21 protein-coding genes are annotated in these 22,756 nt (G+C 41.4%); 17 read left to right on the top strand and 4 right to left on the bottom strand.

Annotated elements, in window-relative coordinates; translation table 11 throughout:
* The first annotated feature begins 116 nt into the window (after window positions 1-116).
* Window positions 117-3,464, top strand: a complete 3,348-nt coding sequence (locus tag I6N90_RS05880; protein WP_197934528.1) for a cell division protein ZapA — start codon at window positions 117-119, stop codon at window positions 3,462-3,464.
* A gap of 149 nt (window positions 3,465-3,613) precedes the next feature.
* Here the strand turns inward: I6N90_RS05880 and I6N90_RS05875 are convergent, their stop codons facing one another.
* The 4 genes from I6N90_RS05875 to I6N90_RS05860 form a co-directional block, all read right to left on the bottom strand.
* On the bottom strand, window positions 3,614-4,294 hold the full coding sequence (locus tag I6N90_RS05875; RefSeq protein WP_197934527.1) for an SDR family NAD(P)-dependent oxidoreductase: 681 nt from the start codon (window positions 4,292-4,294) through the stop codon (window positions 3,614-3,616).
* A 444-nt stretch (window positions 4,295-4,738) separates the two neighbouring features.
* A complete protein-coding gene (locus tag I6N90_RS05870) occupies window positions 4,739-5,137 on the bottom strand; it encodes a cupredoxin domain-containing protein (protein WP_197934526.1) in 399 nt (132 codons plus the stop codon).
* 377 nt (window positions 5,138-5,514) lie between these two features.
* Window positions 5,515-5,913: a hypothetical protein gene (locus tag I6N90_RS05865; protein ID WP_197934525.1), complete on the bottom strand. Its 399-nt coding sequence runs from the start codon at window positions 5,911-5,913 to the stop codon at window positions 5,515-5,517.
* Window positions 5,914-6,367: 454 nt separating this feature from the next.
* Window positions 6,368-6,727, bottom strand: coding sequence for a phage holin family protein (locus tag I6N90_RS05860; protein ID WP_197934524.1), 360 nt, complete (start codon window positions 6,725-6,727; stop codon window positions 6,368-6,370).
* A 191-nt stretch (window positions 6,728-6,918) separates the two neighbouring features.
* On the opposite strand from I6N90_RS05860, the gene I6N90_RS05855 reads away from it, so the two are divergent.
* From I6N90_RS05855 to I6N90_RS05780, 16 genes are all read left to right on the top strand, one after another.
* Window positions 6,919-9,285, top strand: coding sequence for an endonuclease MutS2 (locus I6N90_RS05855; protein WP_197934523.1), 2,367 nt, complete (start codon window positions 6,919-6,921; stop codon window positions 9,283-9,285).
* Between the two features lie 61 nt (window positions 9,286-9,346).
* The gene (locus I6N90_RS05850) at window positions 9,347-9,769 is read left to right on the top strand and encodes a DUF350 domain-containing protein (protein WP_197934522.1); all 423 of its coding nucleotides are present in this window, start codon (window positions 9,347-9,349) and stop codon (window positions 9,767-9,769) included.
* Window positions 9,770-9,881: 112 nt separating this feature from the next.
* A complete protein-coding gene (locus tag I6N90_RS05845) occupies window positions 9,882-10,427 on the top strand; it encodes a hypothetical protein (protein ID WP_197934521.1) in 546 nt (181 codons plus the stop codon).
* A 100-nt stretch (window positions 10,428-10,527) separates the two neighbouring features.
* The gene (locus I6N90_RS05840) at window positions 10,528-11,745 is read left to right on the top strand and encodes an MFS transporter (RefSeq protein WP_232242549.1); all 1,218 of its coding nucleotides are present in this window, start codon (window positions 10,528-10,530) and stop codon (window positions 11,743-11,745) included.
* A 27-nt stretch (window positions 11,746-11,772) separates the two neighbouring features.
* Window positions 11,773-12,690: a cysteine synthase A gene (cysK, locus tag I6N90_RS05835; RefSeq protein ID WP_197934519.1), complete on the top strand. Its 918-nt coding sequence runs from the start codon at window positions 11,773-11,775 to the stop codon at window positions 12,688-12,690.
* Window positions 12,691-12,793: 103 nt separating this feature from the next.
* Window positions 12,794-13,879, top strand: coding sequence for an endospore germination permease (locus I6N90_RS05830; RefSeq protein WP_197934518.1), 1,086 nt, complete (start codon window positions 12,794-12,796; stop codon window positions 13,877-13,879).
* 4 nt (window positions 13,880-13,883) lie between these two features.
* Window positions 13,884-15,359 carry a spore germination protein gene (locus tag I6N90_RS05825; RefSeq protein ID WP_197934517.1) on the top strand — a complete coding sequence of 492 codons (1,476 nt, stop codon included), beginning with the start codon at window positions 13,884-13,886 and terminating at the stop codon, window positions 15,357-15,359.
* Window positions 15,356-16,528, top strand: a complete 1,173-nt coding sequence (locus tag I6N90_RS05820) for a Ger(x)C family spore germination protein (protein ID WP_197934516.1) — start codon at window positions 15,356-15,358, stop codon at window positions 16,526-16,528. The genes I6N90_RS05825 and I6N90_RS05820 overlap by 4 nt, the downstream gene beginning before the upstream one ends.
* 62 nt (window positions 16,529-16,590) lie before the next feature.
* Complete coding sequence (locus I6N90_RS05815) at window positions 16,591-16,815, top strand: hypothetical protein (RefSeq protein WP_197934515.1); 225 nt, start codon at window positions 16,591-16,593, stop codon at window positions 16,813-16,815.
* A gap of 45 nt (window positions 16,816-16,860) precedes the next feature.
* Window positions 16,861-17,253: a spore coat protein gene (locus I6N90_RS05810; protein WP_197934514.1), complete on the top strand. Its 393-nt coding sequence runs from the start codon at window positions 16,861-16,863 to the stop codon at window positions 17,251-17,253.
* 162 nt (window positions 17,254-17,415) lie between these two features.
* A complete protein-coding gene (locus I6N90_RS05805) occupies window positions 17,416-17,907 on the top strand; it encodes an Lrp/AsnC family transcriptional regulator (protein WP_197934513.1) in 492 nt (163 codons plus the stop codon).
* 17 nt (window positions 17,908-17,924) lie between these two features.
* Entirely contained in the window at window positions 17,925-19,139 is a 1,215-nt protein-coding gene (locus I6N90_RS05800; protein WP_197934512.1) for an aminotransferase class I/II-fold pyridoxal phosphate-dependent enzyme, read from the top strand.
* 96 nt (window positions 19,140-19,235) lie between these two features.
* Window positions 19,236-19,808: a cob(I)yrinic acid a,c-diamide adenosyltransferase gene (locus I6N90_RS05795; protein WP_197934511.1), complete on the top strand. Its 573-nt coding sequence runs from the start codon at window positions 19,236-19,238 to the stop codon at window positions 19,806-19,808.
* Window positions 19,809-19,829: 21 nt separating this feature from the next.
* Window positions 19,830-20,813 carry an RluA family pseudouridine synthase gene (locus tag I6N90_RS05790; RefSeq protein WP_197934510.1) on the top strand — a complete coding sequence of 328 codons (984 nt, stop codon included), beginning with the start codon at window positions 19,830-19,832 and terminating at the stop codon, window positions 20,811-20,813.
* 326 nt (window positions 20,814-21,139) lie between these two features.
* Window positions 21,140-21,517 (top strand): arsenate reductase family protein, encoded by a 378-nt coding sequence (locus tag I6N90_RS05785; protein WP_197934509.1) that lies wholly within the window; start codon window positions 21,140-21,142, stop codon window positions 21,515-21,517.
* Window positions 21,510-22,742 (top strand): aminotransferase class I/II-fold pyridoxal phosphate-dependent enzyme, encoded by a 1,233-nt coding sequence (locus tag I6N90_RS05780; RefSeq protein WP_197934508.1) that lies wholly within the window; start codon window positions 21,510-21,512, stop codon window positions 22,740-22,742. The genes I6N90_RS05785 and I6N90_RS05780 overlap by 8 nt, the downstream gene beginning before the upstream one ends.
* Window positions 22,743-22,756 lie beyond the last annotated feature (14 nt).

The following is a 22,756-nucleotide window of genomic DNA, read 5'->3' as shown; positions in this document are numbered from 1 at the left end:
GTTCCTAGTGAACGCCGATGCGGCTTTTTTTGATGGCATTTTACCATTTGAAGAGGCTTCTCGAGTTAATAACTACAATTAAAATGTGTCATGGAATGATAGGGGGATACGACTACATGGATGTGGATCAAACCGTAGTAACCGTTGATATATATGGAATTCAATATAAAGTAAAAGGTCATACCAATATCGAGTATATGAAAAAGGTCGCAGCCTCCATCGATGAGAATATGAAGAAGCTCGCCAAAACGAACCCAAGATTAGATAATCAAAGACTAGCCGTTCTTTGTGCGATGCAAACGACAGAGGACGTATTCCGTCTTAGACGTGATAATACGAGGTTGCTTGAGGAAGAAGCAAAATCGCTTGAAATTCGTCAATTGCTGGAATCTGAAAAAGTTAGAAACTCGGAATTGCTCACAAGTATTGAGGAAGCTAAAGAAATTGCGGAATCGCAATTGCTTGAAGTACAGGCTGAAGCAGAGAAGCAATTAGCAGATTTTCTAGTACTTGTAGAAGAACAGAAGCGGGCAGAGCAAGTGGCAGCAGATGAAGCCATTAAAGCTGGCGAGGAGCGTATTGCCGGGTTACAGCGCGAACATGAAGAAATGATTACACGAATTCGTGAAGAGTTATCGCAAGAAAAGAAGTTGGAACTCATTCAACTCAAGAGTAGGTTGGAAACGGAGTTAGCTAAGCTTGAATCGGAGAAAGATAAGAAGATAGCTGAACTAATCAGTGATAGAGATACGAAAATTTCGGAACTTACGAATGATAGTATACAGAAATTAGAAGCGATAAGTAGCGAAAGCGCACAGCGAATTGCAGAGCTTGAAACTGAGCGTGATAGGCTTATTGCTGAATTAACAAGCGAAAATAGTAAGCGAATCGAGGAACTCACTAGTGAACGGGAGGTTGCTTTTACTGCACTAATCGAGGAAAAAGAAGCGGCTTTATTAGCTCTTTCGGATCAGAAGGATCAGGAACGTAATGCTCTTCTTACTGACTGGGAATCTCGGTGGGAGACACGTGAGCAACAATGGTCGACATCCAAAGTAGCCGAGGCGGCAGAACGTGATCGTGTAGCGCTGGACCGTGAGGCACACTGGAAGAGTGAGTTTGCGAAAATTGAAACAGCTAATCGTGCTGATCTCGAGCGTAGGCGGAACGGCTGGTTAGAAGAACGAACGAAACTTCTTGCGCAAATAACGGAACTTCAAAAAACGATGACTTCCGAGAAAGAAGCTCTGGAAGGTCGCATATCAATTGCCGATGAACAGCTACTAAAAGCATTGGAACAAGAAGAAGCACTTAAGTCTTCTATTTCCTTGCTACAAATAGAACATCAATCAAGTTTAGAGCAAATTAGCGAAGCAGAGTCACTTGTGGCAGCGTTTGCGGATGAGCGTAAGCAATGGATTGCAGACCAAGAGGAACAGCGTCTTCAGCTCGTACATGAACACAAGAAACGGATAGATGAATTGCATGCACAAATAAAAGGACTTCAAGAGCGGATATCAGCAGCAGATAAAGCAGAACAAAGTTATGCTGGCCAACTTGAGCTACTTGCATTCAAGGAGCTAGAGCTTGGAGAGCAATTGGAACAAGCACAGAAGATCGAGAGTGAGCTTAAGGAGCAGTTGGAGCGAGCACAGAAGATTGAAAGCGAACTCAAGGATCAGTTGGAGCGTCAATTGAATGTCGAGCGTAGTCTCAAAGAGAAGCTGGAGCAACAGCAAGCTGGAGAGCTAGCTTTGAATGTGAAGTTGGATCAGCAAATGACAGCAGAAAAAGAGTTGCATGAGTTATTAGAGCAACAGCAAGCTGAAGAGAAAGCTTTGAGAGAGCAATTGGATCAGCAACTAGTTGCAGAAAAAGAGTTGCATGAGTTATTAGAGCAACAGCAAGCTGAAGAGAAAGCTTTGAAAGCACAATTGGAGCAGAAGCAAGCTGTAGAAAAAGAGTTGAATGAGTTGCTAGAGCAACAGCAAGCTGAAGAAAAAGCGTTGAAAGCACAATTGGAGCAGAAGCAAGCTGTAGAAAAAGAGTTGAATGAGTTGCTAGAGCAACAACAAGCTGAAGAGAAAGCACTTAAAGCGCAATTGGAGCAAAAGCAGGTTGCAGAAAAAGAGTTGCATGAATTATTAGAGCAACAACAAGCTGAAGAAAAAGCTTTGAAGGAGCAGCTAGAGCAGAAGCAAGCTGTTGAACTAGAACTAAAGGAACAATTAATGATTCAAAAAGCAGGTGAAAGAGATCTACACGAGCTATTGGATCTACAACAATTAGAAGATAAAGAGCTTCGTGAACAATTGTTGCGAAAGCAAGCATCAGAACTAGCCCTTAAAGAACAGTTAGAAGAGCAACAATCTATCGAACGTGAACTTAAAGAGCAGTTAGAACAACAAAAAGCTAATGAGCATGCTCTTAAAGAAAAAATAGAGCAACAGCAAGCGCTAGAAAATGATCTTCAAAAATTGTTAGAGCTACAACATGAAGAAGAATTAGTGTTGCAAACTCAGCTTGAACGTCGACTTGAAACAGAGCGTAGTCTTAAGGAACAACTTGAAAGTCAATTAGCGGTGGAGCGTGAGCTTCAGGAACAACTAGATCGTCAACAAGAAGCTGAGCAAAGTCTCATGAAACAATTAGAGCAACAAAAAGCAGTAGAAAAAGAACTTCAACAACTATTAGAGATTCAACAAGAAGAAGATAAAGAAGTTCAAGAGCGATTGGAACGTGAACTGAAGGAGCAGTCAGAGCGCCGATTAGTTGCAGAAAACGAACTTAAGATGCAGTTGGAGCGCCAACTAGCAGTGGAACGTGAGCTTAAAGAGCAGTTGGAGCGCCAACTAGCAGTGGAACATGAGCTTAAAGAGCAGATGGAGTATCAACTAGCAGTTGAGCTTGAGCTTCAAGAGCAATTGAACAATCGACATCATTCTAATGATGAGCTGTTGGAACAGTTTGAATCGCAGCAAGAAGTTGAGAAAAACCTTAGGGATCAACTTGAGCAACAGAAACTGAAGGAACAGACGCTAATGGAACAACTTGAATTTACTTCTGCTCGTGAGCGGATTGCAACAGGACAATTAGAGGCCGCTACAGAACGTGGAGAAGAGCTTAGCCGACAATTGGAAGCGCGGGAGCAAGTGATCGCTGAGTTGGAGCAAGAAACAAAACGTTTGGAAAAAATGAAGGAAACTCTTGCTGCAGAAGAAGCGAGCTTACGTGAGCGTATGGAGTTTGTGTTGCAGGAAGCAGCTGCCTCATCAGAGGATCAAGGACAATGGTCTGAACAAATTACTGAGCTGCAGCATGAGAAGGAAGAGGCAATTAGACATTCTGCACGGCTTTCTGAAGAACATTCGGAGTTACTCGTTCAACATAATAAGTTGAAGACGGAGTATACGAAGCTACAAACAGAATATAACGAATGGATTGAATTGATCGAGCAAAGCTAACTGCTTTAAATAAGTGAAATAAAATAGTAAAGAACCAGCTAAGAAATTGAGCGATAACGAATAAGATTTCACTTTAACATAAGTGTCTATCTAACTTGTTATTGTTCATAATCGACTTAGTCTGGTTCTTTTTTTGTTAACCATATGTGTTATCCATAAGAATGAATTGTCCCCGTAGGTCCTCCAAAAGAAAGACTTGCAAGACGAACAAGATCAGGTGTTACGATCGCAGGATCTTTACCAGTCGAATGCATTTCTGTACGCAGCGTACCAGGGTTGTAAAGATTAACGAGAATACCGTACTCATGCTCCTCGTCAGCAACAGCACGTGTCAATGACTCAAGTCCAGCTTTGGCTGCGCTATAGGCAGCAAAGCCACCTGCACCATTTTGAGAAAGGCTTGATGTTATATTAATGATTCTACCGTACCTTTTTGACCTCATTGAAGGCAAGACAGCTTTAGTCAAAAGAAAGGGTCCAGTCAGATTTGTGGAAATTTGATTTTGCCAATCCACCGATGAAAGTTCGAGTACAGTGCCTTGCTCCAGCACAGCTGCATTGTTTAACAATACGTCAATTCGTCCCCAGTGGCTTAATACCGCTTCAACCGAATCTTTAACTTGTTTTTCGTCAGTTACGTCTGCTTGCAGAATGAGAGCATTTCTACCCGTTTTACTTAGAACTGTGGCTGCAGTTTGCTCAAGCTTATCTAGTCTTCTTCCTAGTAAAACGACATCAGCACCTTCATCAGCGAAAGCAATTGCAGTGGCGCGTCCTAATCCGCTTCCAGCTCCGCTGATCACAGCAACCCGATTTTTCAATGCTTCCATTCGAATTCCTCCATTCACGAGGTGTAGTGATCATATCTTATCAAAGGTAGCTTGGCATTGGAAGGGATTTGATTATCAGACTTTTTTGTACATAGGGTAAGAAGGACTAATAATGTAACTGGCTGGAAAACAAATTTATCAAATCCAGAAAGGAGATATGGGGTATTGATATTGAGGATTAATGAGAACGAGAGAGAACAATGATTGTTAAAGTAATGGATAAAAAGAATAAAGAATAGGAACTTTCGCAGTGCGCATTTGAGTGATATAGGAAGCTGTAATAGTAAAAATTACTCTTGGAGCATGCGAATGAGCGACTTTTGAGGCTGAAAGGAATCTTTAATGAGCATAAAAAATCAAAATGAAAAAGATAGGGCAACAGAAAATGCTGTTAACCCTATCCGTTTTTTTTTTTTTTGACAATTCATCTTATTATCTACTGAACTATTCAACAATAAGCTTCGCTTTCATCAAACGATGACCAGCGCCGCATGGAATGCTGCAAATCATATCGTAAGTACCTGGTTCATCGAATTTAACTGATATCGTTTTATTATTTTTGATCGAATAGTCACTTTTTAGAATGGAAACGCCGTGTATGCTGCCAACAGACTTCAAGGTTAAGTCAACATTTTCGCCAGCTTTGATTTTGTACTCCTGTTGGTCAAATTCCCAATCGGACGCAGTGATAACGACTTCCGATGTACTTTCTGATCCCGTTTCAACAGCCTCTTTGTTTCCAGCGCCGTTTCCTGCTGTATTGCTCTCCTTACCATTCGCTCCACATGCAGCAATGACAAGTGCTAGTCCAAGAATGGATGCAAATGCTAGCCATTTTTTCACAAATAATTCCCCTTCCAATGTTAACAATGAATAACAATATTCTCTTATTATTTTAACCTAAAAATGGATAAGTTAAATCACACATCGTGACAACACTTTGACAAACTGATGAAGAAGTGATGAAGAAGTGATGAACTTAAAGATCTAAATCGACTCAGTAATGATGTTAATACTGTGGCTTTATAATAAAGTTTGATAGACAAGAACGTATAGCCTTTCCCTATGACTGATGATGACAAATCAAAAAACCCCGGAATGATTGGATTCCGGGGTTTACATTTCAAAGTTTTACATATTGATTGACATATTACTTCAGTTGGTTGCTCATGCATGATCATACTCACTCGTAATACGATTTCATCATATCTACTTACTCTTTAATCCAAGAAAGCTATGCTTCGTGCAGAAGCAGTTCTCGTAGTAACATAAAATTCTGCTTTCCTATTGTCACCATCTACAAACCTACCTATGTCTCTAAATGTATAGCACTCTCTCGGTTCAAGAGTTACTCTACCTACATGATCATCATTATCTTCACCAGGGTCGTTCTCCCACAAAACATATTCTTTAGCAGAACTTGCACCAGATGGACAAATCCTAAAATCACCTCCACCAGAATAAGCGACTGAAGTTGACCATTTCCATACTTGAGCATCTGGTTTGTAATGCATCGGATAATGCCCTATATAATCCAAACCAGGTGCCGCTAAAGCAGTTGAATAAAGAACACTAATTGAAACTAAGAATACACTCAGAACTGCAGTAACTTTTTTCATAATAAACCCTCCTTAGATTAATTTTACCGAAATGAAATCATCATCTAATCATTCAAGTCGCGTTCATACCTCCTTTGTTTATCATCTATTTTTCGAGCACTTTTCACCAGAGAAGAGCTTGTTGCTCCCTTATTCCATAACACTTCATATTTTGCCATAAAAAGATAAATTTGCATATCCCTTAACATATGTATTTATTATAATTCAGTATGTTATCTCATACGTACAACATTTCATTACTGCTGATAAGCAACTCCGTGATAGCTAGTTCCTCTGCCTTACCTACAGTTGATTCGTCTGTATTATCTGTTTCTAATACTGCAACTGGATTTGTAGAATTATCAATCTTTAATATAAATTAACTTTGTTTTAAATCTACAAATACAACGAAAATACCCCTTACTTGTCATTGAAGACAAGAAGGGGCTTAAAAATCATTTGCTTGGTAATAACTTTAATCGGCATTACGTCTGCCAGCTTCATAAGGTGTGCTGACTGGTATAAACAAGTCGATGATCCCGATCGCTAATGCTGCCAGAATTGCACCGAACATCGTTACAGTTACACCACCAACAATGAACTGAGCTATCCATATAACCGCTGCGCTTGCGATGAAACCTACAATACCTCGGCCAAAGGGGGATACCCGTTTGCCAAAGATACCTTCAATAACCCAACCAAGTGCGGCAATAACGAGTGCCAGAAATAGTGCACTCCAGAAACCACCAACGCTGAATTGGGGAACGATAAACCCAACAATCATAAGGACAAACGCAGCAACGATAAAACGTACAACATGTCCTAAAAAGCTCATATCGAAATCCTCCTTCTAAACGTAATGGAACCATCTTTTGCTGGAAACGATGAAATGGAGTTGCTGATTCACCAATAGTGTTACCAAGGTTGTATGATTTATGTGCGGTACGAAATTGATTAAACTAACTTCGACAGATGCATGAAGCGCGAGGTTCGGCTATAATATAAGGGCGAGAGGAGTGTTAATCGTTGGACAACAAAATATTGACAACACTTGAATATCCAAAAATTATACATAAATTAACGAAACACGCGAGTACTTCCTTAGGTAAGTCACTAACGGAACTGCTTAATCCGGTCACTGACTTGGATGATGTTAAGCTTCTTTTGCAAGCAACGGATGAAGCTTATGGTGCTGATCGACTCAAAGGCAGCGCTCCATTTGGAGGAATCGTTGACATTGCAGCACCACTTCACAGATCAAGAATTGGGGGAACGTTAAACCCTGCTGAACTTCTTGATATTGCGTCTTCATCAAGAGGCGGTCGCCGTGTCAAAAAGCATATCGAAGCTATTCATGATGGTTACCCAATTCCAATGCTGCAATCATTGGCTGAAGGCATCAGTGAGCATAGATCGCTAGAAGAAGCAATATTCGCCTGTATTGATGACCAAGCTGAAGTGCTCGACAGTGCTAGTCCGGAACTTGCATCTATTCGTCGTGAACTGAGAACGGGTGAATCACGCATTCGCGAGAAGCTGGAGGCAATGATTCGTTCGTCATCCGTTCAAAAGATGTTGCAGGATGCTATTATTACAATACGTAACGATCGCTACGTTATACCTGTAAAGCAAGAATATCGCTCTAGCTTTGGCGGTCTCGTACACGATCAGTCTGGATCAGGAGCAACGTTGTTTATCGAACCGGAAGCTATCGTTACAATGAACAATAGATTGAAGGAATTAAAGGCCGGAGAGCTACGTGAAATTGAGAAGATTTTGCAAAAGCTTACCGCACTTGCTTCCGATTATGTAGAAGATCTGCTCTTGAATCAGGATTTGCTTGGTCAAATTGATTTTGCATTTGCAAAAGCAAGACTAGCACATGAGATGAAGGCAATCCAACCTAAGATGAACGATAGAGGTTTCCTCAAGTTAAAACGTGGCAGACACCCGTTAATTGATCGGAATAAAGTTGTACCTCTTGATATTGAGCTGGGCAACAACTATTCGGCCATTATTGTGACTGGGCCTAATACAGGGGGCAAGACAGTCTCACTGAAAACAATTGGACTGCTGAGTCTGATGGCAATGTCAGGGTTATTTGTCCCTGCCGAAGAAGGAAGTCAATTATGTGTATTTGATGCTATCTATGCAGATATTGGTGATGAGCAAAGTATTGAGCAAAGTCTTAGTACGTTCTCAAGCCATTTAACGAATATCATTCGTATTCTTAATGTGATGACATCAAAAAGTTTAGTTCTTCTGGACGAGCTAGGTGCAGGGACTGACCCCGCGGAAGGTTCGGCGCTCGCAATTGCTATCTTGGAACATATTCATGCTAAGGGAAGCCGCATTATTGGAACAACTCATTATAGCGAGCTAAAGGCTTATGCATATAATCGTAAAGGTGTCATTAATGCGAGTATGGAGTTTGATGTTGCTACGTTAAGCCCAACATACCGATTACTTGTTGGAGTTCCTGGACGCAGTAATGCCTTTGCTATTGCAGAACGATTGGGGTTACAACGTTCCATTATCGATCATGCACGCGGGGAAGTAAGTGAAGAGGACCTCCGCGTTGAAAACATGATTGCTTCATTAGAGGAAAATCGTTTGAGCGCTGAGAATGACCGACAATCAGCGGAAGCGCTCCGTTTGCAGATGGAGAAGCTTAAGGAGAAACATGAAGCGGAAAGAGAGCGTTTCGAGGAGCAGAAGGAGAAGCTTCTCAAGAAGGCTCAAGAAGAAGCGCGTGAAGCAGTTGCGAAAGCGAAACGAGAAGCAGAACAAATTATATCCGATCTGCGAAAGCTTGCCCTTGAGGAAGGTGTCTCTGTTAAAGAGCATAAGCTCATAGAAGCGCGTCGCAAGCTAGAGGATGCTTCACCGGAACCTCAGAAGCAAAAGCGCAGTAAGACAGGGCCTGACGGTAAACCTCAAAAGATCGAAGCTGGTGATGAGGTTGTTGTTTATAGTCTGAATCAAAAAGGTTTAGTTGTAGAAATACATGGATCTGATGCAACGGTTCAGCTTGGTATCATGAAGATGAAAGTTGCTCTTGGAGATATGGAGTTAGTAAAAGCTAAAACCACTGAAAAGGTGCAACAGCCAAAGCAGGCGGCGAGCTTAAAGCGGACAAGAGATGAGAATGTCCGTATGGAACTGGATCTACGTGGAGAAAGTTTGGAAGAAGCGATAATGGAAGTTGATCGTTTCTTAGATGAATCGTTCCTTTCTGGCTTTGGTCAAGTCTATATTATCCATGGCAAAGGCACTGGTGTACTTCGAACAGGAATCCAACAATATTTGCGTAGACATTCGCATGTGAAAAGCTATCGCAATGGTAACTATGGAGAAGGCGGCATTGGGGTAACTGTAGCTGAGCTGAATTAACGTTATGCTGCGTTGGAATAGCTGTTCCATCGCAGCTTCGGATAAGATGGGGGATACAACTATGGAAACGGAAATCGATAGAATATTGAGCAATCCATATGCCTCTTCGTTAGTGTTCGTATCTGTAACGGTTTTATCGCTTATCGTATTCCTTTCATGTTTTGAGCTTGTAGCTAGATATAAATGTTGGGATGAGATTAAGCGAGGCAATATGGCGGTTGCTATGGCGACGGGTGGCAAAATATTTGGGATATGCAATATATTCAGATTTTCTATTGAGGCAAATGACTCTATCTATCAAAGTTTGATATGGGGAGCGTTCGGTTTTATTATTCTGCTGATAGCCTATTTCTTATTTGAATTTCTTACACCTGTGTTCCGTATCGATGAGGAAATCGCTAATGATAACCGTGCGGTAGGATTTATCGCTATGACGATTTCTGTATCTTTATCCTATGTAATTGGAGCTACCGTCATTATTTAGCACTGGGGGCTTTTTGATGAAATATTTATGGATAACATTATTGATCGTCGCTATTTTATTTTTTATTGTCGGTATTATTTATGTTATGAACACTTAAAGGGGATGTTGAGCAATGGAAGAACGTCAAGTTTGTCAATGGTGTGTTACGGAAATTATTTGGGATGAAGAGATCGGTCCAGAATCGCATTGTCCACATTGCGAAAACGAGCTTGGTGGTTATCGATCATTAAACGTTGGATTAGAAAACGACAATGATAATGATGATGTAGATGTTCCTGATACCACTGCAGATAATGAAGAGTGGTCTGAAGAAGAGGAAGAACGTAAAAATGATGCAGGCTGGATGAAGGACAACGAAGGGTTCCGCAGTTCGACTATAAACACATTAGCAACTGAAGGTGTAGTTCAACGCATTATAAATGAGCAATTAGAACTTCCAGAATGCCCGTCTTGCAGAGAGTATATGCTTGAAGCAGGTGTTCAAACGATTGGTGGAGATAATTTTAAACCAACGATCGCGCCAGCAATCGGTCATTCTGTTGTTCCAAATCCATTTAATGTTGTTATGTATGTTTGTCCATCTTGTTATCTTACAACTTCAATTCTAAGCCCAGCAGACCGTGAAGCTATGGTCGAGAGACTTTCACAAGGGGATTAAATTAGAATTAGCCGCTGTAGAAGGGCATTGGATCTATAAATAAAGGGTATGTTACAAAACGATATTCTACGCGTGTTTCTAATTGGCGGGAGGAATCGTTTTGGCAAAGGCATTAGGGAAACAAGCTGTCTTACTCTTAATTGTACAAACCTTGTATGGAGTAGGACATGCTTTATCTGGTCTGTTCGTACCTGTTTATTTATGGAAATCAAGTCAATCTTATATGATTATTGGATGGTTTACTTTTGCTCAGTATGCACTAGGAGGTTTGACCTTTTGGCTCGCAGGTAAATGGGTGAAGGAACATAACAAAATGAACAGTTTGCGATTAGGGATCGCTTTATCTGGTCTATTTTATTGTGTTGTGTTGCTCCTTGGAGAAAATGCAATCCGTTATTCCATACTGTTAGGGATGCTCAGCGGCATTGCGATGGGATTTTTCTGGATTGCGTTTAATGTTGTTTACTTTGAAGTAACCGATCCAGATACAAGGGATCGCTTCAACGGCACTGCGGGTTTGCTTGGCTCAGCAGCAGGGATGTTTGCACCATGGATATCAGGCATGCTCATTACGTCTATGCAGGGTGAAAAGGGGTATCGGCTCATTTTCACCTTATCACTCATTATATTTTCTTTAAGTGTCGTTCTTAGTTTTTGGCTGAAGAAACGGCACGGTGAAGGAAAATATAACTGGATGCATGGTGTACAACAGTTGCTTCAGAAGGGGAGTCCATGGCGCCGAATGTTTCCTGCGATTGTTGCGCAAGGTGTTCGAGAAGGTGTCTTTATGTTTTTGGTCGGATTAACGGTTTATACAGCAACAAAGGATGAAAGCAAGCTTGGTATGTTTTCACTCATTACCTCGCTTATTGCTCTCATTAGTTTCTGGATTGCTGGAAAGTGGATAAAAAAAGATCAAAGTAAATGGGCGATGCTGGTAGGCGTAATCATGATCGCTATCGTTATCCTCCCGCTATTTTGGAAAGTATCATTTGTTACTTTGCTGTGTCTTGGAATAGGCACGTCACTGTTTATACCGCTTTACAATATACCTATGACTTCAAGAGTATTTGATCTTATTGGTCAATCCGAACAAAGCGCGAGGGAACGAGAAGAGTTTATTGTGCTTCGTGAAGCAGGTTTAACGACTGGCCGGTTGCTCGGAATGGCTTCTTATTTGATATTGTTACCGCTGAATGATTCTCCCCTTGCTATCACTTGGCTGCTCTTTGCGGTCGGTATTGTACCCATTGCAGGTTGGTGGTTCATGAAGCCGTTTCTAAGTGTGCAAGTAGATAGACATAAAGGAAAGAGCTGACTAGACAATAAGGGAGTTCGAATAATAATGGCTAGAGTTGTGTCAGATATTACGAAGCTAATCGGTAATACTCCAGTAATAAGTTTACAGCGTATTGCTGAGGAAGGAAGCGCAGAAGTTTGTATTAAGCTGGAGCGCTTTAATCCTAGCGGTAGCGTTAAAGATCGGGCGGCTTTCGCTCTAATTGAAGCTGCTGAGCAGGCTGGGCTTATAAAGCTAGGCGATACAATCATTGAACCTACCAGTGGTAACACGGGCATAGGTTTAGCAATGAGTGCAGCAGCTAAAGGATATAAGCTTATTCTAATTATGCCAGACAATATGTCCCCTGAACGTATTATGCTACTGAAAGCCTATGGTGCAGAAGTTGTATTAACGCCTGCATCGGAACGTATGCCAGGAGCTATTCGTAAAGCCGAAGAGATTCAAGCAAGTTTACCGGGTAGCTTCATTCCGAACCAATTTGAAAATGCTGCAAATCCAGATATCCATCGCAAAACAACTGCACTAGAAATAATGGATCAGACGGATGGTCGCTTGGATGCATTCGTTGCTTCAGCGGGGACAGGTGGAACGATAACTGGTACAGGAGAGAAGCTTAAGGAATTGCTACCTAACTTATATGTTGCCGTTGTAGAACCACAAGGTTCACCCGTACTATCGGGGGGGCAACCGGGTCCTCACAAGCTAGTTGGAACTAGCCCTGGATTCATTCCTGCTATTCTTAATGTTTCTGTCTATGATGAGATCATTCAAGTATCAGATGATAATGCTCTTAATACGATGAGAGCTTTAGCACGGCAAGAGGGGCTTCTACTAGGACCATCCTCTGGTGCTACAGTGTGGGCTGCTATGCAAGTAGCTAAGCGATTAGGAAGCGGGAAAAGGGTGCTCTGCATTGCACCAGACACAGGCGAACGCTACTTAAGTATGGGTATTTTCTAAAAATTAGCTACGTATTTCCTCTGTTAATCTTCTGCACTTATTTTCCTCTATAGTATGAATGTTGGCATTCTCTTTTGGGCAACCTTTGGTTGTGAGGAAGTGAATGCCAATTATGAAAGTAAAACCATTCGGTATAACAGCCACTTTTGCAATCATTATATTATCAGTTGGACTCGTTAACCATGTTCTCATTGTGCCGCTCCTATTAGGGGAAGCAGGTCGTGATGCATGGATGTCAGTTTTACTATCACTAACGGTTATTTTACCGTGGAGTCTAATTCCGTTGTGCGCCATTTTGAAAAAAATGAATAAAACAAGAATTGATATATGGCTAAAAGAAAGATTGCATCCCTTAATCGCAGGGGCATTAATTACATATTTTTTGATTCTTATTATGATCACGGGACTTGAAACACTTATTGTTACCTCTTCATGGACAGGTACGTCCTACCTTCCTAGAACACCATTTCTGGCTATTATCATTATCCTTTTGTGTCTTTGCCATTATGCGGCGAGTATGGGCCTCAGAACGATTGCTTATATAAGTTGTCTCCTAATTCCGATAGTCGTTTTTTTTGGTGATTTTGTTATGTCTGCAAATATGCCAAATAAAGATTATCGTTATGTCCTTCCAATGCTTGAACACGGAGCAATCCCAGTTATAACTGCATCAATGAATTGTTTAACAGCTTTTAGCGAGCTGTTTTCGTTGTTATTTATTCAACATCACATGAGCAAAAGGATGAGTCGATGGCATATGATCATCCTCGTTTTATTTTTGGCTTTATTAGCGATTGGTCCGATTTTAGGCGCAATTTCTGAATTTGGTCCTGTAGAAGCCACGAAATTAAAGTACCCCGCATATTCACAATGGAGATTGGTAACGGTTGGCAAATACTTTGAACATGTTGATTTTTTGGCGATATTTCAATGGCTGGCAGGTGCATTAGTAAGGATTTCATTGGCTATCTACATACTAATCGAATTTAGTCCAATCAACCGGATGAAGAGGAAGTGGGCAGGTTATTTGATTATATCTGTAGTGTTCGTTATTTTTGCTACCTATTGGACGAATCATATGAGTTTATATCAAGAGATCATTAAATGGCGCTTTAAAAATATTGGATTGATTACGTTAATGGTAGTGCTGTTCATTTATGCAATTAGTTTTATGAAGAAGAGGCGGTAATCAAATGGCAGACAAAATGGATTATGGATATCAGATGAAAGGCAATGATGAAGCGGGTATCACAATAGAACAATTTAGCACAAAGTTAAAAAATTGCGCAGATGTATTGATTCATCATGTTGAACTGCCTGATTACATCGATTTGACGGCCACACTTTATTATTGCGAAGGAATGGTTGATGCCGGAATGTTTCATTTAGGGCTTCTTCCGATCCTTCAAAAAACGGAAAACAGTAGGGAAACGATACCGTCCAGTCAAACTACAGAAGAAGTAGAACGTCATTCGCCTAATAAAAAGTTTATGAAGGTTGACTCCGCAGATGTAAATCATCTATTTTGCAGATTATTTTCCGGTAGCGTAATTATTACGTTCTCAGATGATTCATCTTTTTATGAATATAATATATCTAATCAGCCTTCGAGAAGCCCAGAGGAATCAGCGATGGAACTTTCACTCAAAGGGCCACGAGATGGCTTTATTGAGCAGTTATCGATCAATATAGCTTTAGTGCGGAAACGATTGCTTACACCCAAATTGCATGTTGAATATTTCAAGATAGGCTCCGAAACACAAACAGGGGTTGCGTTGATGCATATGTCTGATGAAGCTCCTTCTGAAGTGGTTGAGGAGGCGAAAAGAAGGCTGAAAGCCATTCATATTACATCTTTGAATGGAGCAGGGGAACTGGAGGAGTTGTTATCTGATCAACCGTATGCCCTCTTCCCCTTGCTTGAGTATATAGGCAGACCTGATTATGTCGTTCAATCTTTGATGAAGGGGCGTTTCGCAGTTCTTGTAGATGGATCACCTGCTGCTTTAATAGGCCCAGGAAATCTTCTTCTGCTCATTAAATCGCCGGAGGATGCACATCTTCCGTTTTATTATGTATCGTTAGAACGCTTGCTTCGTCTACTTGGTTTATTATTAGCCTTGTTTCTCCCAGGTTTCTGGATAGCGCTTTCGTCATTTAACCAGGATCAAATTCCATATTCTTTGTTAGCGACAGTATCTATCTCTCGTATTGGCTTGCCTTTGTCTGCAACGATGGAAATGTTTCTGATGCTCACATTATTTGAAGTATTTCGAGAGGCTGGTGTTAGGTTACCAAGACCTGTAGGACAGACCGTGTCTGTTGTAGGCGGATTAATTATCGGTGATGCAGCGATTCGAGCAGGACTAACATCTCCTACAATGCTAGTAGTAGCCGCAGTAGCTGCAGTATCTACTTTCACTTTAGTTAATCAATCATTAGCGGGATCTGTAAGTATATTTCGCTTTGCTATTTTACTTTGTGCTTCATTTTTTGGTATGTATGGTTTTATAATCGGGATGTTTGCATTAATGATATATCTATGTTCGTTGGAGTCATTTGGGCAATCTTATATGCAGCCGTTAGCTCCGCTACATTTCAAGGATCTAGCAAATGCTCTACTCCAGAAGCCGTGGAAGCTTGAAGCTAACCGCAGGAAAAAGCAATGAACAACTTACTTGGAGTTAAAAAGGTTGGAGGAATTAGAAGAGGAGTTGCTGTAAGTGTAGTAATTATGATGTGCTTTTTACTTTCGGGCTGTTGGGATGAAGTAGATCTTCAAGATAATAGCTACATGACTGCATTAGGTATTGATTTTATAGAAGGAAAATATGTGGTTTACGGTCAAATGATCAGTTTTGTTGCAATAGCGAAAACAGAAGGTCCCAAATCAGAGCCCAAGCAAGTATGGATTGGTAAAAGTACTGGTGATTCTGTGTTGCTCGCATTGTTTCATTTAAGCCGAACTGCTCAAAATATTCTCAATTTGGAACATTTAGAAACGATTGTTCTTCATGAACGAGCTATGAACAAGGTAGACGAAGTACTTGATGGGCTAAATAGGCAGCGAGCTTCACGCTATACTTCAATGATCTTTGGTACCAATATGCCATTGGATGAGCTTTTTACAACCGATGCATTTTTTAATGAATCTGCCCTCAGTACCATTCTTTACAATCCAAAGCTACAAGACCAACAATTTACGTTTGTTCATCCATTTAATATGCAGACTGCCGTACAAAAACTAAAGGAACCTGCAATGACGACGTTAATACCAGCACTCAACTTTACAGAAAAGTATTGGAAGTTTAAGGATCAGCCGCTGAAGACTCAAATGATTAATGGTTTGTTTGTATTCAAAAACTTCAAATGCCAAGGATATTTTAAAAGCGATAGTGTGATCGGAATACGGTGGTTGAATGAACATTTTAGTCGGGTTCTATTAAAGGTTTCTGATCAAAGTGGTGATGCTTCGACTGCAATTACGAATTCAAAAATAAAGTTCAAAACTACACTTGAAAACGGAGAAAGCAGCTTTGATTTAGATTTGAAGTTAGTGGGGCATATTCTGGAACATAATGGAGGTATGGATGAAAAGAAGATAGCTAAACTTGTTGAAAATAAGGTGAAGGAAGAGATCGAGGCTGTTTATAAACTGGGAATTGCAAACCAAATGGATCTGCTTGGTTTAGAGCATCGATTATATCGTCACCATAACAGTTATTGGAAAGAGCATGCAGCAAAAAAAGGCTGGATGCCGCGAATAGACCAACTGAAGCTGAATGTGAAATTTTTAATAACGGACACAGGGAAATTTGATCTAGTTGATGACACATAAATATAGCGAAATAGCCCATAATACGGAAGTCATCACATTTCAAACGTAAAAGGAGGGGTAAAATGGTTCAGCCTATGACAGCTAAGGAACTGGAGTATATAGCGGACTCAATGTCGAATGAGGATCTGCTTATTAAACAAGCAGCAGCAACCCTTGCCGTATCAACAACACCAGCAATCCGAAATTACTTTTCCCAAGTAATCCAGACACATCAACAACATTATGATTCACTTTTGCACGCCATTTCGCATCATCAACAAATAGCTCCAACACAGCCGCAGCAATAAGTGGCTATGGTAGGGTTAATATCGATTTAAAATGGAGGTACATCGATGTATAATCAGCAATCGCAATCAATCCTCACTGAGGAGGATTTGGCTTCAACTGTATTGTCTGACCTCAAACGGGTTGTGCGTGAATACGCGACGGGTGCGACGGAGTCTACTTGTCCAGATATTCGCCAACTCTTTACTAAATTGCTGGACAGTACGCTCAGCTTACAAGGACAGTTGTTTCAAGCGATGCAACAGGCTAACATGTATAATACGTCCTCACCTGCACTGCGCCAAGAGCTCGACAAACAAGCTCAGCAGTATAAACAGACTGCACAGAAGACAAAACAAATGCTTCAGCAGAAGCTGAACAATGTAGGGCAACAATCGATATACACGCCTGTAGGCGGTCAGCAATATGGAAGCCAATCACAACAGTCGTATTTCAACTAAAGACCCTTAGGGGTCTTTTTTGCTTGTATATGTCATTTGTTTGAATAATCTGTTTGTGATAGAACTTCATAATTCATGTATTATCAATTTTTCTTTGCAGGAAGCCGGAATTCGTTGTAAAATATTCTTTATTATCGCAGGCGCGCTGGAAGGAGTTTATAAATGAACGAGTTACAGTTAAAGGTGTTGGAATTACTAAAAGAAGACGCCCGCAGAGACGCGGAATTAATCGCGACTATGCTTGATGTTCCGGTGACGGATGTCAAAGAAGCAATCGCTGCGATGGAGCAAGACCATATCATCGTTAAATATGCGACAGTTGTCAATTGGAGTAAAGTGGATGACGAGAAGGTAACCGCCTTAATCGAAGTTCAAATCACTCCAGAGCGCGGTCGTGGTTTCGAAGGTATCGCGGAAAGAATTTATTTGTACCCAGAAGTGAAATCGGTTTATTTGATGTCGGGCGCCTATGATTTACTTGTCGAGGTTGAAGGGAAAAACTTGAAAGAAGTGGCCTCCTTCGTATCAAACAAGCTGTCCCCTATTGATGCGGTACTTTCTACAAAAACATTTTTTATATTGAAAAAATACAAACAAGACGGCATTATCTTCGAAGAAAATGAAGATGACCATCGTTTGATGGTTTCGCCGTAATATAAAGGGTGATGGTGATGATAAAAGAGGAATCGGAACAAACAGCCATCCCTATGACGCGTCAATCGATGGCTGGTTACTTGTCTCCCCTCGCAAGAGACATGAAACCGTCGGGCATCCGCCGGTTTTTTGATTTAGTTAGTTCTCGCAAAGATATTATAACGCTTGGTGTTGGGGAACCAGACTTTACAACGCCTTGGCATGTAAGGGAAGCAGCAGTGTATGCTTTAGAAACGGGCAAGACACAATATACTTCTAATGCTGGTATGCCCGAACTAAGGGAAGCAATTGGACAATACTTAAATGATTCCTTTTCAGTGGAATATAATCCAGCGAATGAGATTATCGTAACAGTCGGTGGTAGTGAAGCTATCGATTTAGCTCTTCGTGCATTAATTGTACCTGGCGATGAGATATTAATTCCTGAACCTTGTTATATCTCTTATTCACCTATTACCGCACTCAGTGGTGGTGTTGCAGTCGGAATCGAAACGTTCGCAGAAGATAACTTCAAACTGCGGGAAGAAGCGCTTCGTGCCGTAATAACACCGAAATCTAAAGTACTTATATTATGTTATCCAAGCAACCCAACTGGCGGTATTATGACGTATGAGGATTGGCTTCCAATAGCTAAAGTAGTGGAGGAAGAGGATCTAATCGTTATTTCTGATGAGATCTATGCTGAACTCACATATGGTTCTAAACATGTTAGCTTCGCGGCTATGCCGGGCATGAAGGATCGCACTATTTTGGTCAGTGGCTTTTCGAAAGCTTTCGCAATGACAGGCTGGCGTATGGGCTATGCTTGTGCTCATTCGGATATTTTGTCAGCGATGCTTAAAATTCATCAATATACGGTTATGTGTGCCCCTGTTATGGGACAATATGCAGCACTTGAAGCGCTTAGACATGGACAGGAAGAAATGAGTCGCATGATTGAGTCGTACAATCAACGACGCCGGCTTGTTGTAAAAGGCTTCCGTGATATCGGTCTGGAATGCCATGAGCCTCAAGGTGCGTTCTATGCTTTCCCATCAGTTGCATCTACTGGTCTAAGTAGTGAGCAATTCGCTCAGCGGCTTTTAGAGGAAGCGGGAGTGGCAGCAGTGCCGGGCGATGTATTTGGTCTTGGAGGGGAAGGTCACCTTCGGTGTTCCTATGCTACATCCGTTTCTCAACTAACAGAAGCGTTAGATCGAATTGGACAATTTGTATATAAGCTTAAACAATAATTAGTGTACAGCAGGTCAGGAGTTTCTCCGGCCTGCTGTTTGCTGTCGATCTGTTTTTTTTAGGCCATAAAAATGTATGGAGAGGAAGTGTCATATATGCGTTTATACACGAAAACAGGGGATATGGGTGAAACGTCTTTAATCGGCGGCAGAGTGCGCAAAGATGATGCGCGCGTGGAAGCTTATGGAACGATTGATGAATTGAATAGTTTTGTTGGTGTTGCTGTGGCAGAGACGGGGAAACATGCGTGTCTTCATGAACTTACGGACATATTGATTGATATTCAACAAGAGTTGTTTGATTGTGGATCTGACTTGGCTTATGCACAGGAAGGTGCTCCGCTTAAAGTAAATGCAGAGCCATCTGAACGATTGGAGGCTTTGATCGATCAATATATTGTGGAAGCTCCAGAGCTAACAAGGTTTATTTTGCCGGGAGGAAGTAGCGCATCTTCTATGTTGCATGTTTGTCGTACTGTTTGTCGTAGAGCAGAGCGCCGAGTGGTTACGTTGTCTGGAGAGCATGCTATTAATGGGGACGTTCTTGTTTACTTAAACAGACTATCAGATTTCTTCTTTGCTGCTGCACGAGTAGCAAATGCGAAGTTAGCTGTTCCTGATACTGAATATGTGAGAAGTGCCAACGTATTTGGTAAACGTAAGAAATGATTGGACGTGACGTTGACTACCATGAATAAGGATAACCTTGAAGATTTGGTTGCCCGTTACTATAGACCACTCGAAGTTGTAGTAAGTCAAGAAGATGATGGGAAAGTTGTAAGAAACATTTTGGACCGACGACTCGGTGTATCACGCAAATTGCTGTCACAAGTAAAGCTGACTGAACATGGTTTGACTGTTAATGAAGAACGAGTGTATACGACTGCAAAAGTGTCAGCCGGAGACGTCATTCGAGTGCGTATGGAGAGAGAAGAATCGGAAGACATATTGCCGCAGCCAATTCCAATCGAAATTGTATTTGAAGATGATGATTTGCTCATCGTGCATAAACCTGCTGGCATGATCGTTCATCCGACACATGGTCATTATACAGGTACTTTAGCAAACGGTGTTGTTTATCATTGGCGTGAGCGTGGGGAACGTGTTCGATTCCGTCCTATTCATAGACTAGATGAGGAAACTTCGGGATTAGTCGCTATCGCTAAAACGAGCTATGTTCACCAACAAATATCTGAGCAATTACAAGCAGGAACAGTTACAAAGCTTTATCGCGCTTATGTGTATGGCGTACCTGAGCCGATAACTGGAACGATTGATGAACCGATTGATCGTGACATAGAACGCCCACATATACGGGTTGTTACGCCTACGGGCTACCCGTCAGTGACTCATTATGAGATTATTAAAAGCTTTAGTGGAAGTAATGTGGGGACAGGGGCAGCTTCCGTTAAGCTAAAGCTTGAGACAGGAAGAACGCACCAAATCCGTGTGCATATGCGATTTATCGGTTGCCCGCTTATCGGTGATAAGATGTATGGTTCGGAAGAACTTGTTCGGGCGGATTGGGAAGAGATCGTTGGACGGCAAGCTCTCCATGCTGAGACACTTGGATTCGTTCATCCGATTACAAAAGAGCAAATGGTATGGCATGCACCACTTCCTGCTGAAATGCAGAGGCTGGAGCAATTACTTGCTCAGAATAAAGAGAAGTAAGGAAGTGCCTAACGAACTGTACGATGCTTATTCTACAAAAAAAACTATTTTTTCTAACGAATCTAAATAGCGTTATTACTGTGAATTTCGCAGAAATAGGGCTTCTTTTGTCGGAATAACGATCTTGTAGTTCGTTAAAGCTCAAAATCGCTACTTATTGTTAATATAAGGTGTATTCGGTTCGTTAGCTTTAAGATGCTAAGGCAGGTTCGAATGAAAACTCCGACAAAGGATGTAATCATAGTCGATTTATCAAAATAGTTGCGAGCGAACATCAGACGAGAAAATTCTAATCTTCTATCATCAATCGAAAGGAGGTAGTCATTGTGACTACTGGAAATCAATTAACGATTTTTGAATATCCGAAATGCAGTACATGTAAAGCGGCAATTAAGTCTCTAAAGGCAAAAGGGAATGATGTTGTATCGCGACATATCGTTGAGCAGACGCCTACCGCTGAAGAGCTGAAACAATTATTAAACATAAGCGGCATGGATATTAAAAAGCTGTTTAATACTTCTGGCGACGTATATCGCGAGCTTGGTCTGAAGGACAAGCTGGCATCTATGTCAGAAGAGGAGAAGCTAAACCTTCTTGCATCTAATGGAATGTTGATTAAACGTCCAATTGTAACGAATGGTAAAGAAGTAACGGTTGGTTATAAGGAAGACTCCTACGAGCAAACATGGGGCAACCATGAATAGCGCAACTGGCAGTGCAAAAAGCTGGAGATCCGAAAGGTTATCAAAGCTTGGTTCTTCCATATTTGTAGAAGTGACAGATTGGAAAAGAGCCGCTATTGCAAGCGGGATGGACATCATCGATCTTGGAATCGGAAGTCCAGATCAGCCGCCAACTGAGAATGTACGTCAAGCTTTAAGCGACGCGGCTCTTCGTACAGATATGTATGCATATCCGGCTATAAAGGGTGGTTTGCCATATAAGGAACAAGCGGCTGCTTGGATGCTTCATCGCTTTGGCGTCACAGTTGATCCAGCAAGCGAAGTCGTAACTTTGCTTGGTTCACAAGATGGTCTGGCAAACCTTGCGATGGCTACTTGTAATCCGGGAGATGTGGTCTTGCTTCCGAATCCAGGGTATCCGATCTATATGGCATCATTAGTGCTCGCTGGTGTTCAAGCAGAATTAATGCCACTTCGTCCTGAAAATAATTACTTGCCAGACTTAGAAGCAATAAGTGAAGAAGTGTGGCAGAAGGCGAAATTTATATTGCTTAACTATCCCAACAATCCGTTATCAGCTGTTGCTGACCTTTCATTTTTTGAGAAACTACTCGATAAAGCAAAAAAATATGGTGTCTTAGTCGTTCACGACATAGCTTATTCAGAAATGGGTTATGATGGTTATAAGCCTCCAAGCATTCTCCAAGTTGCAGGTGCTTCCAAACAAGCGGTTGAGTTTCATTCCATGTCAAAAAGTTTTAATATGGCGGGCTGCCGTATCGGATTTATGGTAGGCAATCGTGAGGCGGTTAGCGCACTACGCGAATTGAAAGCTAATGTTGATTACGGCGTATTCGAACCCGTTCAAGAAGCAAGTATTGTTGCCTTAAGAGAAGCAATTAATGAGCCTGACAAACATAATGTTGGTGAGCTGTACGAGCGAAGACGAGATGCTTTTATAACAGCGTTACATAAGGAAGGCTGGTATGTGGAATCGCCGAAAGCGACAATGTTCGTATGGGCGAAGCTGCCGGATATGACTTGGAGCAAAGGGAGCGACTGGTCCTCAAGAACCATTTCCCAGGAAATGTTGAAAGCTACCGGGGTTGTCGTTATTCCGGGTGAAGCTTTCGGCTCAGAAGGTGAAGGATATGTTCGTATTGCACTTGTCGAGGAAGAAAATAGATTGTTGGAAGCTGCGGAACGAATTGGACGATTCATTCGTGGCGAGCATGTGATAGAATAATATTAATAAAAATA

The sequence above is a fragment of the Paenibacillus sp. GSMTC-2017 genome, from assembly GCF_016019935.1.
Lineage (GTDB): Bacteria > Bacillota > Bacilli > Paenibacillales > Paenibacillaceae > Pristimantibacillus.
Note: the sequence above shows the minus strand (reverse complement) of the source record. Positions and strands in the feature narration are given on the sequence as shown.

Coding starts and splice junctions, on each gene's coding strand:
- I6N90_RS05880 (WP_197934528.1), top strand. CDS start 117: ATGGATGTGGATCAAACCGTAGTAACCGTTGATATATATGGAATTCAA.
- I6N90_RS05875 (WP_197934527.1), bottom strand. CDS start 4,294: ATGGAAGCATTGAAAAATCGGGTTGCTGTGATCAGCGGAGCTGGAAGC.
- I6N90_RS05865 (WP_197934525.1), bottom strand. CDS start 5,913: ATGAAAAAAGTTACTGCAGTTCTGAGTGTATTCTTAGTTTCAATTAGT.
- I6N90_RS05860 (WP_197934524.1), bottom strand. CDS start 6,727: ATGAGCTTTTTAGGACATGTTGTACGTTTTATCGTTGCTGCGTTTGTC.
- I6N90_RS05850 (WP_197934522.1), top strand. CDS start 9,347: ATGGAAACGGAAATCGATAGAATATTGAGCAATCCATATGCCTCTTCG.
- I6N90_RS05845 (WP_197934521.1), top strand. CDS start 9,882: ATGGAAGAACGTCAAGTTTGTCAATGGTGTGTTACGGAAATTATTTGG.
- cysK (WP_197934519.1), top strand. CDS start 11,773: ATGGCTAGAGTTGTGTCAGATATTACGAAGCTAATCGGTAATACTCCA.
- I6N90_RS05830 (WP_197934518.1), top strand. CDS start 12,794: ATGCCAATTATGAAAGTAAAACCATTCGGTATAACAGCCACTTTTGCA.
- I6N90_RS05825 (WP_197934517.1), top strand. CDS start 13,884: ATGGCAGACAAAATGGATTATGGATATCAGATGAAAGGCAATGATGAA.
- I6N90_RS05820 (WP_197934516.1), top strand. CDS start 15,356: ATGAACAACTTACTTGGAGTTAAAAAGGTTGGAGGAATTAGAAGAGGA.
- I6N90_RS05815 (WP_197934515.1), top strand. CDS start 16,591: ATGGTTCAGCCTATGACAGCTAAGGAACTGGAGTATATAGCGGACTCA.
- I6N90_RS05810 (WP_197934514.1), top strand. CDS start 16,861: ATGTATAATCAGCAATCGCAATCAATCCTCACTGAGGAGGATTTGGCT.
- I6N90_RS05805 (WP_197934513.1), top strand. CDS start 17,416: ATGAACGAGTTACAGTTAAAGGTGTTGGAATTACTAAAAGAAGACGCC.
- I6N90_RS05800 (WP_197934512.1), top strand. CDS start 17,925: ATGATAAAAGAGGAATCGGAACAAACAGCCATCCCTATGACGCGTCAA.
- I6N90_RS05795 (WP_197934511.1), top strand. CDS start 19,236: ATGCGTTTATACACGAAAACAGGGGATATGGGTGAAACGTCTTTAATC.
- I6N90_RS05790 (WP_197934510.1), top strand. CDS start 19,830: ATGAATAAGGATAACCTTGAAGATTTGGTTGCCCGTTACTATAGACCA.
- I6N90_RS05780 (WP_197934508.1), top strand. CDS start 21,510: ATGAATAGCGCAACTGGCAGTGCAAAAAGCTGGAGATCCGAAAGGTTA.